Origin of the sequence: Maridesulfovibrio sp. (assembly GCF_963678865.1) — a bacterium.
Lineage (GTDB): Bacteria > Desulfobacterota > Desulfovibrionia > Desulfovibrionales > Desulfovibrionaceae > Maridesulfovibrio.
In genome coordinates, this window is sequence record NZ_OY787459.1 from 2,346,321 (window position 1) to 2,359,202 (window position 12,882).

The window sequence follows — 12,882 nt, forward strand, 5'->3', positions numbered from 1 at the left end:
GATCAATGACGGAACAAGACAATTCATCACAGAAGACAAAGCTCCGGAACATGGAGAAAAGGACTGCTCCTGAAGATCGTAACGCCACGCTTGAATTCAAACTGACCCATGATAAAATGGCCGCTTTCATATCCGCCTACACCCCGGCGGAAGGAAACGGTTCCACCCTCTCTCTTGAACTTATGAAGGCAGAACTGGAGCGGTCCGGTATCAGGGGAGAGCTTGACCATGACGGTGCCATGTTCGCCCTGAAAAGATCCGCGGAAGGCAAAAGCATTATCAATGTTGCTCTTGTAAGGGCTCTTTACCCTCAAAATGCTGTAGACGGCCAGATCATCACCGACGCAGACCTGAACTTTCCTGTTCTGCCGGGCATGGAATTCGGGAGGCTCAGCGAAGCTGTTCCGGCATCACCCGGCAAAAATCTGTATGGGGAAGAAATCCCGGCTGAAGATACCCATACCCCAACACCGCTGGACCTTGCTCCCGACAGCAACTGCTCTCTTGACGCGGAAACCGGAAAACTGACTGCTAAAACCTACGGGCTGGTAAGAATCACCGACCATCAGGTCTCAATAGAACCGCTAATAATAATTTCCTCAGACATGATGTCGGTAAAAACCAGACTCTACCCATACGACTGCTTCAGCATGCGCTACGATCTGGGTGCTATGGAAAAGGTTCTGGAAGGGATGGGCATCACACGGCCTTTACAACATGTAGTAGGCCAGACAGCTATAAAAAAAGCCCGTGAAACCGGAGAAGTGCAGGAAGCTGTCATTGTAACCGGAACGGAACCGATACCAGGGCAGGACGGATATTTCGAGTATGCACGCGAAGATAAAGCAGCCACCTCAATCGGGACAACCGGCGAAGATGACCGTGTAGACTTCAAGGACCGCGGAGTTCACCCTATGGTCGGCCCCGGGGATGTCATCGGAAAAATTCATCCTCCGGTGGAAGGCAAATCAGGTGAAGACGTATACGGCAGGCTTACCCCTCCTCCCGGAGGTAATCCCCTTGAAATTAAAACCGGAGCTCATGTGGCTCCCATGCCGGACGGCATAACCTACAAGGCCACATCCACCGGAATAGTCCATTTTCAGGACAACACTCTTGCGGTCAAGGATGTTCTGGAGACAAAGGGCGACGTTGACTACTCCACCGGCAATATCAAACTTGAAAAAGGCTCGGTTCATGTCAACGGTTCCATCAGGGAAGGTTTCACAGTGGAAGCCCCCGCACACGTTGTAGTTGCCGATTCAATTGAAGGCTCCAAGGTTACAGCCGGGGGAGATGTGGAAGTTAAAGGCGGACTGGTCATGGCCGGAAAGGGGGTCGTAAAAGCCGCCGGAATCATAACCGCCCAATTCGCCTCCAATGCCCATATTGAATGCGGCGATGAAATCATTATAAAACATGAAATAAGCAACTGCCTCATCCGCTGCAAAGGCCCGGTCAGTGCTCTTGGCGGCAAGGGAATCATTCAAGGCGGGGTCGTAACTTCTGAAGTAAGTATAGAAGCCAACGAAATCGGATCAGAAATTGGGGTTAAGACCGTAGTGGGAATCACGGCAAAACAAAAGCCGAATACTAAGCTGAGCCAAGAAAGGGATGCCCTGAGAGCAAGACTGCTGAAAATAAATTCCGCTATCGGACAGGGGGATGATGAATCGATCATAAAAGGCACTCCGCCTGCCAAACTGGAGCAGATGAAACAAATTCTCATGCTCCGCGGCCGCATCAAAATCAAACTCAAGGAAATCCGCAAACAGCTTTCAAAAGAGCTTAACGACTATTACAAATCCCTTGAGCGACTCTCCATCCGGGTCCACCGCAAAATCCATCCCGGTGTGGAAATTAAGATCGGTGGGAAAACAGTACAGATAAGCAAACCCACAGCGCGCATGAAATTCCGCTTTGATGCAGATGAACGTACCATCATTGCGACCAAATTATAATCAACCCTTTGTGGAAACCAGCCGCCCGTTATCATCCGCAGGGTCATCAAAATCGAAATCAAAACTGTCTTCAAAAGTATCCACAAGTTCCCGCTTCACCTCCAGCTCAAGTTCGGTACGCGGGGAGGGTTCAGGCAACCACGGTCCGGGTAAAGATGTTTCCGGGATCAGATAAGAACTGACCGTGTTTTCAATTACCTTATCATTAACGTCCTGCCAGCGGGTAAAAAGGCCGTCATCCTCATCTTCCAGCAGCTCACGTACTTTCGCCGGATCAGCCAGCAAAGCATCATAAAACGCATCGGAGTCAAACCAGAGCAGCTTATCCTCCTCCGCTTCCTTGAGGCCCATCCATTCCAGATCAGTCTCATTATCACTGACAGGATCACGCCAAAGGTCTGCAAAGCCCTCACGAAAAAGATCTGCAGCAGGCAGAATGGCTTTTCGGAGGTCATTATATCCGTCAGTAACCAGCCCGACGTTTTTCTCCATTTCAGTAACCGCATCCACCACCCGCAGGGGAAGGCTCTCACCGAAATTACCATCCAACTCCACCGTAACCCGGCCATGATCAAGAGCAAATTCACCGGGTGCGCGAACCTCTCTATAGCCGTTAATAGTCATCTGCGCGTCCGCACCGGGATGGGCGGTAGCATTCAATCCCAGCACTTCAAGCCCGGAACCGGGTTCCAGCTCCAGCCGTTCCCCGATCTTGGGATTGACCGCAGTGATACTTACAGCCTTGCCGTCAATGAGATAATAATCATCACCGGTGTAGACAGGAGAAACCAGTCTGGCATCGACAACCTCGGCATTGATCTTATCCGAAGTTGAAGCGGCGGAATTGGCAATGCGGGTCAGCACAGTATCCCAGTCATCACCTGCTTCCACATAGAAATCAATAGATCCGGACTCCGCCCCGATATTGTAGTCAATGGAATAATCTCCGGCGGCAATGGAGGTTGTAGCATTGGCATCAAAGGACTTACTCAAAAATTGGGACGGGCCTCCGGCGAAAGCACCGGAAAGGTTGTAGAGCCCCTCTTCTGCCGGACCGATGGGCTTCCCGGTTGCGTATAGCTTCAGGTTGGAGATGAGATGGCCGCTGCTGTCAGAAAATGAAAGCTTATTGGCTGATTCAAGATCCTGCGTGCTGTCACCGCGATTTTCTTCCGTGACCACGTAGGCCGTGTTTACGGAAAATGCTAGGGCCGAGCCTATGCCCAGCAAGTCATCAGGATTGGAACCCACCGCATTCTGTTTGAAAATGCGGGCCTGCACAGGAAATGAGCTGTCGTTGACCGCATCTCGCACGGCTTCCAGCAATTCGTCATTGGTCATACCTTCGCTGACATCAACCTCAAGATGTCTGGAGGAAGATCCCAGTGTCATGTCGAATTTGTAAGTTCCGGCATCAAGAGAAGTCTCAGCTTCACCGCTGAAACCGCGCGAATAGTAACGGTAATAACGTTGAAAATTATCCTTGTTGGTCAGGGAGGCGGAAATTTTATTATCAAGAAAAGGATCGTTGACGACCAACCGGGAACTGCTCAGGCCGAAGCCCTGATCCGGCCAGCGGAAGGAGGCAAGGGTTTCGCTTAAGGATTTGACCTTGGACTGCACCTCCATGGCCGCAGAAGGTGCTGTGAGTTCATATTTATTCTTTAAGGCGGCGCGGCTGAACCGTTCTTCCCAATAAGATCCGGGAAAAACTCTTTGCAGGGAATCAGGCTTCTCCGTCGATTCCGCTACCTTGAGGTTGGTTCCGTCCAATGTCAGTTCCGCCACAACCTGATTCTCCATAGTAAACTCCGGCCATACACAACCCTTGTGCAGGAGCCGTGGCCGGAGCCGCAGTTCTGTCCTTCATCTGTAATAATGATCGGACAGTTTCGGGTTCGGCTTTACCCCGCCCGATATTCACAAGACAGCCGACCATATTGCGGACCATCTGCTTCAGGAAACCAGAACCACAGACCTCCAGAATCATTTCCTGCCCGATCTGACCGGGATAACGTCTGAATTCATGGATTGTGCGCACAGTAGAGCTCACCGGAGTACCGGTATTCTGGAAGGAGGCAAAATCATGTTCACCCAAAAAAAATTGCATGCCGCGATCAAGAGCGGAAAGATCAAGAGGACCGCATTTCCAGACATAATGCCTGCGCCAAGGCAGAAAAAAACTGTTATCCAGCCACAGGGTGTACGTATAGGTCTTGCGGACAGCATTAAAACGGGAATGAAAATCAGACGGGACAAGTTCGGCGTTGAGTACTGTCACATCGTCCGGAAGCAGAGAATTAAGTGCTCTTTGCCATGGGACAGCAGCCCTGTCCTCCTCCACATCAAAATGGACCACCTGCCCGAAAGCATGTACTCCGCTATCCGTACGCCCGGAGCCGTGAACCCGCACCGGAGTCCCGGTAATTCTGATTATGGCCTGTTCTAAGACACCCTGCACTGTGCGCAGCTCAGGCTGCAGCTGCCAGCCGCAAAAATCAGTGCCGTCATAGGCAAGGACAAGTTTGATTCTTTGCATTATAAGAATTAGGTGATGGCCGACGGAAAAAGACTTTTCTTATTGTTCCAGAGGAGTCTGAAGCTTGGTGAGTTCTTCGGAAAGCTTGGCTGCTTTCTTAGGCGTCACGAAACCGAGGATGGCACCGGCGTTGCGGCCGCGCATTCCTGACAAAATCTTGACGGCGAGGTCGGTGTCAAGAGATTCAATGACCTGTGCGGCCTGCTTGGCTTTCATGGCGGTGTAAACACCCACAAGATGCTTGATCTTCTTATCTTTGAGCACATCAGCATCGGCGAGCATCTTCTTTAACCGTTTTTCAAGATCATTCAGATCGGCCAGCTTCTTATCCAGATTCTGCTCAAGGGTACGCAGAGAGCGTTCTTTACGGGCCAGCTCATCTTCCTTGGCCTTAAGAGCTTTCCAGTCCGCTTCAGGCATGGTGGAGGGTTTGGATGCTTTGGGGGCTGGTTTGGCTTTGTCCTTGGCTTCGGCCTCAGCGGCAACAGCATCAGGCGGAGTGACAGCATTGCGGACAACATTGCTGCTTTTCACCACGGCCTCCACAACCTCTTTCACTTCATCATGATGCTCAGTAAGATCAAAGCCCAATGAACCGATCAGGGAAAGCTTGAAAAGAGCCAGAAAAATCAGGCAAAAAAGTATCTTAGAAATTTTCAGGTTTGAAGCGAATAGTTGCCATTTCGTCGAACTCTTTTTGTTCTTTGAGACTTTCTTCTTCATGATATTTCTTCGCCTGATTCTCTTTTAGCTTTTCGAGCAGTTTACGGTCTTTTGACTTATTTACAGCTTCTGCACGACATTTTTGCAAATTAAGGGCCAACTGCTTCAAACGGTTTTGGGCAGCTTGCAAATCCTCTTTTAGAGCGACATCATACTGCTGCCATAACCACATATCGTTAGCTGATAGATTTTCGTATCTTTTCTTCCGGTGGGCAACGATCAATTCTTCCACGGCCCAGAGCTTTTTCTTCGCCTCCTGATGCAGACGCAGGGCTTCAGCTAGAGCAAGTCTGGCCTGCTCTTCCGCTTGTTCCCTGAACTCCAGAACCTTTTCAAGCTTGAATACAAAAGGCTTGGGCATATTTTGAAATGATTACAGTAAAAAACTATTTCTTTTCTTCGGGTTTTCCGGCCAGTCCGCAATAACCTTTTTCAGCGTCAGCAAAACGCCACATCATACACATTGTCCCCTGGCAGAATTTCATTTTGTCATCACTGGTCATCAGATAAGGACAATATTTGAATTTGGCCTCGCTTTCAGAATGGAGCATGAATACCTCGCTGCTAATTGGATACAACTTTCTCGTAAATCAGACACTGCTTGCCCATGGCCTGCTTTACATATTCTTTAACCAGAACACCGATGCGTTCCTCACGGGTAAATTTATCGGCATATTTGCCGTTTTCATATACCTCGGGGAATTTGTCGGACAGGACAGGATGTTCTGCAGCAATGTGTTCGACCTGTTTTGAGTACTCGGTAATATAGTGGTCAATATCCTGATCGGACAGCGCTTCGATTTCACGGACCTTCTTGGCAAACGCATCGGGTGAGGGCAGGTCGCTGGATTCCATCAGGGCAGAAAAAGCACGCCCGAAACGCTGGCTGCCTTCAAAAATATGTTTCGGGCGGACCACATTCAGCCCGGCCCATCCGGCCCGCAGCCACTTGAACAGGTAGCTCACGGTCTGTCCGGGTTTATTTTTGTCCTGAATGTAAAGGTTCACAGACATGGAATCATACATAAAAGTATCCATCCAGCCCATGCCACCGGAAGTCAGGCCGGGGATGCCACTGTAAAAATAATTCCACTGGTTGTCGTCCACCACCAACCCTTTCATGCCCACGCTGGATTTATCCATCTGCTTGGATACGGAAAGAAAAACATCACGGCCCTCAAACTTGAGCAACACCAGCAGTCGGTTCAAGTCATACCGATAATAACCGCCGCCGAAGGAATCCGGGGTATTGACTTCAAACTCCTCACCACGCCAGACTCTGGGGGTGTCACAGTCATCAAGATATTTCCACGGCTGGACCTTTTCAGCATAAAACGGACTGTCTGCATGCCAGCCGCTAACCCTGATTACAGAGGGATAAATAGCATAGTTAGGAATATCAGGATTATAAGTATACTCAAGAATCCTTTTCAAACCGGCATCAACCTGCATACGCATGGCCGCACCATTGGCGGATTCTCGCTTGGGCAGATTTATAATTTCGTTTGTTGCCGGGGAATCATCCACATACTTGATCAAGCCTTTGATTTTTGAAGCATCAAGCGTGGCCTCCTTACCGGCCAAAAAAGCAAATAAGTAGTCTAGCCCAGCACTTACCTGCTTGGGGAGTGTTATTTTCTTGTCTTTCTGCTTTTCACCAAAAGTAGCGCACTCACCCTCCCCTGCCATAAGCGTTAGGGAAAGCATGGAAACCATAATCAGGGCAATTGCACAGAATAACGTCCGAAAAGAATTCGAACTCATAAACATTTTCATATATTCGGTTCACCTTCCCGCCTGAGAGCGGCGGGTTTTATCCTTTTTTGTACTTAATATTTATGCACTATTCCGCGTCTTGGCAAGCCCGATATAATAGCACTAACCAAAACGACTGCAGCGTTAGGCGTGTAATTCACCTATTATTCACAGCAAGCAAAATAAATACCTATCATGAGTTCATTCATCATTCAGGAAGACTACGTATAACGAATTCAGTTACGCATAAGCAAATCAAAGTCGAACTGTCCACTGACCGTCAAAATTAAGAATGACCGGGATGAACATGTCACCCCGGTCATTATATACGGTTTATTTTTTGTTATGAATTCTTCAAATCATCAATCAAATTATTAAGCATATTGGAAAGCTCCGCAAGATTCGCCATCGCTTCTGCCGATTGTTCCATGGCATTAAAGTTTTCATCTGCAATACGGTTGATTTCTGAAGTGGACATATTGATTTCCTCTGAAGCAGCACTCTGCTCTTCTGCCGCAGTAGCAATAGAACGGACCTGCTCAGCAACCAGCTCAATAATTTCAAGGATAGATGTCAGAGCTTCCCCGGCATCATTGACGAGAGAGGTGGTTGAGTCAACCATCTCCGTAGTATCGTTCATGGTATTGATTGAATTCCTTGAAGACTGCTGAATGGAACTTATTGCTTCACCGACCTCAGAAGTTGCGCTCACTGTCTTCTCCGCCAGTTTGCGAACCTCGTCTGCAACCACAGCAAAACCGCGCCCTGCTTCTCCTGCACGAGCCGCTTCAATTGCCGCGTTAAGGGCCAGCAGATTGGTCTGATCTGCGATATCGGTAATTACGCTAATAACGCTGCTGATAGACTCAGCCTTTTCTCCCAGCTGTCCCATTTCACTACCGAGCTTTTCAGATTCACTCTTAAGATTACCGACAGCAATCACAACCTTATCCACGATCTCGGAACCGCGTTCAGCTTCGAGTCTGGCCCGCTCAGCTTCTTCCGAACTTTTTGAGGCATTGGAGGCTACTTCAAGTACTGTGGCATTCATTTCCTCCATGGCCGTGGCATTTTCGGCTGCCCTTTCCCGCTGCATTTCCGAGCCGCGCCTTGATTCTTCAACATTGGCGGAGAGCTGGGTGGAAGAAGATGAAATACGTTCCACTATCTCTTCCAGCTGTCCGGCCGCCTGCATCATTCCTTCACGCTTTGCGGACTCAGCTCTACGGGTTGCCTCTTCAGCCTTGCCGAGTGCCTCTTCAGCCTGCTCTGTTTTTTCTTCAGCTTCACGAGTCTTGTCTTCCGCCAATGAGATAGTCTTAACCAACTCGCTGGTCATAGAGCGCAAGTTATCGAGAAGTTCTCGCAACTCTGCCCGGTAAGAGGCTTCTTCCGGCTCAGCCTCATAATGCCCTGCAGCAATCTGTCTTGCGAATTCACCCATTGCATAAATAGGCCGGACAAGACTTGAATTAACCATAATTGTTCCGAGAGCACCGAAGACCAGAGCCGCAACCGCACCAATGCCCAGCATAGTCACATTTGCTTCCTTTGAAGCGGCATATATCTCAGCGTGTGGAATGAAGGCGATCAGTGTCCAGCCTGTTTCCTTGGAACGATAAATTTCAGCAGAAAATTTCTCGCCGGCAAATTCAGTCGAATCGATCCATGTTTCCTTGGAATAATAAGCTTCACTAAGAGCGGCATTGTCCAGTTCATCAATTTTCTTAAAATTATTTGCAGGGGTTTTGGGATCGGCCAGGACAGTTCCGTCTCCCTGCACAAGAACAACAAAACCAGTCTCACCTATCTTGAGTTCATTAATTATCTCTGTAAGGTCCCCCAAAGAAATATCCACAGCTGAGACACCTATAAAGTTTCCACTCATATCCTTGATTTTGGTCACCATACCAATGTTGGGAAACCCCTCAGTAGTGATATACGCGGAAAGAATAGTAGATTCTTTATCTGAATTTTTACCTTCTTTATACCAAGGACGCTTACGAGGATCATACGTATTATTTATGGTCTCCGAACCGTCCTGAGTATAGCCGCCGTCTTCAAAACCAAGATACACATAAGCAAAGGACGGATTTGTCTTCATCAGGTCATTAGCAAGGCGATTTACAGCTATTTCAGATGAGTCTGTGGCGTGCATGGCAGGCTTACTGGGACCAGCAAGCTCGAAATATTTTGTCCACTTGCCCATTGCTTTTTTTGTTTCATCCAAACCAGCTATGAACCTACTTACATTTTTAGCTTTGTTCAGTATCTCGCCGATATAATTATTAACCAGCCTCAATTCTTGTCTGGCTGTTTTGCGGTATGAATCCTCCGCTGTTGAATCGAACTGCATGGAAACAGTCAACATGACTACGCCCACAGATATGATCATTGGAAAGACTATGGCCAGTATCATTCTTGTCCTGATCTTCACGAAAGAACTCCCTGCAAAAGTCAATAAAATTTAAGCCTAAAACACCACCTAATAGATAATACACATATTTAATATTTTATGTCCACGATTTCCTTTTCTATGTAGGTCATTTCCATTTAAGTATTAGGCAAAGAAAAAGGCACCCGAAGGTGCCTTTAATGAAAACAAATACATCAAATCCCATTTACTCAATTGTGATACACTCCACCGGGCAGGAATCAATTGCCTCTTCCACACAATCAAGATCGACTGCATCTTCTTTGATCACTTCCGCCTTTTCCCCTTCCGAATCAAGGGCAAAAACTTCAGGGCAAAGTTCTACACAAGTTTCACAGCCAATACACTCGTCCTGATCAATTACTACTTTTCCAGCCATAATCTGCCTCCAGGAATTTGGAAATAACTACTGCCTTTATTTTGCATACAACTCAATCACAAAGAGTATATTCTAGGCAAGCTTTTCCTATCAAAATATACTACGGCACAACCTTCTTGAGATGGTTTTCAGTCATACATGAGCAATATACCCTGATCAGGAGATGCACACTTTTTTGGGAAGACATTCTCAACTCAAAGAAAAGTCCCCTGAAATAAAATTTCAAGGGACCATGATGACAGTTTATGTTCTCTATTTATTCGCCCAGATAGGCCTTTTGAATATCCGGATTGTCCAGAAGCTTTTTAGCATCATCTTCCATGACCACATTCCCGGTTTCAAGAACATATCCACGATGGGCCATACTCAATGCTACTTTGGCGTTCTGCTCAACCAAAATAATCGTCGTGCCAAGCCTATTGATCTCATTGATAATATCAAATATCTGCTTAACGATAAGCGGCGCAAGTCCAAGTGAAGGCTCATCCAAAAGCAGTACTTTCGGGCGACTCATAAGCGCACGGCCTATAGCCAGCATCTGCTGCTCCCCACCGGAAAGAGTTCCTCCGGCCTGCCTGCGTCTTTCTCGCAGGATTGGGAACATGGAAAATACCCGCTCCATATCATCACCGATTTCATTATCATTGCGAAAAAAAGCTCCCATATCGAGATTTTCCTCAATGGTTAACCGGGGAAAAATACGACGCCCTTCCGGAACCTGACACAATCCCATCGATGGCAGATTATCGGATGCAACTTTATTGATACACTGCCCCTTGTAATAAATTTCTCCGGCAGTTGCCTTTACGATATTGCAGATGGTCATCAGGGTTGTTGATTTACCGGCACCGTTAGCGCCGATAATCGAAACAATTTCCCCTTCCATCGCTTTGATGCTTATCCCTTTAAGGGCCTTAATGCTGCCATATCCGGCATGGACATCACGAAGTTCTAAAATAGGTTCTGTCATGGCTTAATCCTTATCCGCCTTCATTCTACGTTTAGGAGGCAGCAATCCCTGCGGCCTGAAAAGCATCATCAGGGTCATGACGCCACCGAAAACCAGCATGCGGTAAAGCTCGAAATCCCTGAAAATCTCAGGCAGGGCGATCAGGGCCAAGGCGCCGAGAATCACTCCGGGGATAGACCCCATACCACCGAGAACAACCATGGAAAGAACCATTGCCGATTCAAGAAAGGTAAAAGATTCCGGGCTGACAAAACGCATACGCGCAGCGTAGAAGGCTCCGGCCAGTCCTCCGAAACAGGCACCGGAGCAATAAGCCAGCAGCTTCATATAAAAAGTCGGAATTCCCATAACCTCTGCAGCGGTCTCATCCTCGCGAATGGCTTCCCAGGCCCGCCCTATGCGGGAGTGATTCAAACGATAAACCGCAATAATAGTGAAGACGACCAGCGCAAGGATAACGTAGTAGGTCAGGGAAAGTTTCTTGAGCCAAATGTGTTCAAGCGTGAATCCATTAGAAAAGTCAGGCCAGTAAATTCCCGGAGCCTTGATTCCGGTAATCCCGTTGGGACCGTTGGTCAGGCTCATCCAGTTATTTAAAACCATGCGCACGATCTCTGCAAAACCGAGGGTGACAATGGCGAGGTAATCGCCACGCATACGCATGGAACAGTAACCGATAAGACAAGCGCCCAGTCCGGCAACAGCCGCACTCAAAGGCAGACAAATCCAGAAGGCCAGTTTGTAGGTGATGGAAAGCAAGGCATAAGTGTATGCACCCAACCCGTAAAAAGCGATATAGCCAAGGTCGAGCATTCCTGCGAGGCCGACAACAATATTTAAACCGAGCCCAAGGCAGATATAAATCATGCAGTTGATGGCCACGTCCTGTGCATAACGCCCGAAAAGATGCGGATAAGCCACTGCGAATGCAAGCAGAACAAAGGCCCAGACCGCAAAAGGCAGGGTCGAAGTCGCTTTTTTAACTCCCCCCACTGCAGCGCCGGCAGGCTTAGTGAGAAAATTAAAAGCCCCTATGCTGTTTAACTGATAAATAACCAGAACAAATGAACAGCCGACAGCAATCTTCCACCATACCGAAAATGTTGTCGCCACTTCCAATCCTTCAGGCTTTACTCCGAGCAGAGGCCAGAGCAGGACGAACAGCCAGATCATCCCAACGCCTAAAGAAGTCCAGTGTTTTTTAAACTCTGGTATCGTCAACGTTCTCTCCCATGATTCCTGAAGGTCTGAAATAAAGCACTCCGATAAGGATTAGGAATGCGAACACATCCTTGTATTCACCTGAAATATAACCTGCAGCGAAAATTTCGACCATGCCGATTATGAAGCCGCCGATCATTGCTCCGGTGATGTTCCCGATTCCGCCCAGAACAGCAGCAGCAAAAGCCTTGATCCCCGGCACAAACCCCATGTCATAACGCACAGAGCCGTAATAGAGACCGACCATGATCCCGGCTGCGGCTGCAAGCCCGGCACCAATTGCAAAGGTCAGGCTGATGATACGGTTGGAATTGATGCCTACAAGCGCGGACATGATCTTGTCCTGTGCAGTGGAACGCATGGCCTTGCCTATACGGGTCTTGAAGACCAGAAAATTGAGAGCCACCAGCAAAAACGCGGTTAAACTTACGATAAACAGCTGCATGTAGGAAAGCATGACTGTTCCGAACTCGAATCCGCCCTGTGTCAATTCGGTGGGATAAGCTCGGTCATACACACCCTGCGTAAGCATCAGTCCATTCTGAAGAAAAATGGACATGCCCAGCGCGGAAAGGAGCACCGAAAGCCGTGAAGAGCTACGCAAAGGCTTGTAGGCAACCTTTTCGACCGCCATGGCCAGCATGGCGCAGTATGCCATCGCGAGAAGAAGCGAACCGGACAGGCAGACCCAGGCCGGAGCACCCTGCGAAAGCAGATAGCTCATAAAAATTACACCGACATAACCGCCAGCAGCAAAAAACTCACCATGGGCGAAGTTAATAAGCTGAATGATGCCGTACACCATAGTATACCCCAACGCGATCAATGCATAGACACTGCCGAGGGTTATACCGTTGATGAGTTGCTGAAAAAAATATTCCATGGAGATCCAGGGGCTGT

General features: G+C 48.2%; 12 protein-coding genes. 1 reads left to right on the forward strand and 11 read right to left on the reverse strand.

Annotation, left to right across the window (positions count from 1 at the left end):
* The first annotated feature begins 5 nt into the window (after nt 1–5).
* Nucleotides 6–1,961 (forward strand): FapA family protein, encoded by a 1,956-nt coding sequence (locus ACKU41_RS10730; RefSeq protein WP_321400693.1) that lies wholly within the window; start codon nt 6–8, stop codon nt 1,959–1,961.
* Here ACKU41_RS10730 and ACKU41_RS10735 read toward each other — a convergent pair whose 3' ends face one another.
* The 11 genes from ACKU41_RS10735 to ACKU41_RS10785 all read right to left on the reverse strand — a co-directional run bounded on the left by ACKU41_RS10735 (nt 1,962) and on the right by ACKU41_RS10785 (nt 12,865).
* Nucleotides 1,962–3,764, reverse strand: a complete 1,803-nt coding sequence (locus tag ACKU41_RS10735; protein ID WP_321400695.1) for a hypothetical protein — start codon at nt 3,762–3,764, stop codon at nt 1,962–1,964.
* Nucleotides 3,688–4,500: a tRNA pseudouridine(38-40) synthase TruA gene (gene truA, locus ACKU41_RS10740; protein WP_319777339.1), complete on the reverse strand. Its 813-nt coding sequence runs from the start codon at nt 4,498–4,500 to the stop codon at nt 3,688–3,690. The genes ACKU41_RS10735 and truA overlap by 77 nt, the downstream gene beginning before the upstream one ends.
* A 39-nt stretch (nt 4,501–4,539) precedes the next feature.
* Nucleotides 4,540–5,223: a hypothetical protein gene (locus tag ACKU41_RS10745; RefSeq protein ID WP_319777340.1), complete on the reverse strand. Its 684-nt coding sequence runs from the start codon at nt 5,221–5,223 to the stop codon at nt 4,540–4,542.
* Nucleotides 5,147–5,584 (reverse strand): flagellar export protein FliJ, encoded by a 438-nt coding sequence (gene fliJ / locus ACKU41_RS10750; protein ID WP_319777341.1) that lies wholly within the window; start codon nt 5,582–5,584, stop codon nt 5,147–5,149. The genes ACKU41_RS10745 and fliJ overlap by 77 nt, the downstream gene beginning before the upstream one ends.
* Before the next feature lie 25 nt (nt 5,585–5,609).
* A complete protein-coding gene (locus ACKU41_RS10755; protein WP_319777342.1) occupies nt 5,610–5,774 on the reverse strand; it encodes a hypothetical protein in 165 nt (54 codons plus the stop codon).
* Nucleotides 5,775–5,787: 13 nt separating this feature from the next.
* Nucleotides 5,788–6,987: a hypothetical protein gene (locus ACKU41_RS10760; protein WP_321400700.1), complete on the reverse strand. Its 1,200-nt coding sequence runs from the start codon at nt 6,985–6,987 to the stop codon at nt 5,788–5,790.
* A gap of 334 nt (nt 6,988–7,321) precedes the next feature.
* Nucleotides 7,322–9,415, reverse strand: a complete 2,094-nt coding sequence (locus ACKU41_RS10765; protein WP_319777345.1) for a methyl-accepting chemotaxis protein — start codon at nt 9,413–9,415, stop codon at nt 7,322–7,324.
* A 184-nt stretch (nt 9,416–9,599) separates the two neighbouring features.
* Nucleotides 9,600–9,791, reverse strand: coding sequence for a ferredoxin (locus ACKU41_RS10770; RefSeq protein ID WP_319777346.1), 192 nt, complete (start codon nt 9,789–9,791; stop codon nt 9,600–9,602).
* A gap of 256 nt (nt 9,792–10,047) precedes the next feature.
* Nucleotides 10,048–10,761: an ABC transporter ATP-binding protein gene (locus ACKU41_RS10775; protein ID WP_319777347.1), complete on the reverse strand. Its 714-nt coding sequence runs from the start codon at nt 10,759–10,761 to the stop codon at nt 10,048–10,050.
* Between the two features lie 3 nt (nt 10,762–10,764).
* On the reverse strand, nt 10,765–11,934 hold the full coding sequence (locus ACKU41_RS10780) for an ABC transporter permease subunit (RefSeq protein ID WP_321400704.1): 1,170 nt from the start codon (nt 11,932–11,934) through the stop codon (nt 10,765–10,767).
* Between the two features lie 28 nt (nt 11,935–11,962).
* Nucleotides 11,963–12,865, reverse strand: a complete 903-nt coding sequence (locus ACKU41_RS10785; RefSeq protein WP_319777349.1) for a branched-chain amino acid ABC transporter permease — start codon at nt 12,863–12,865, stop codon at nt 11,963–11,965.
* Nucleotides 12,866–12,882: the final 17 nt, after the last annotated feature.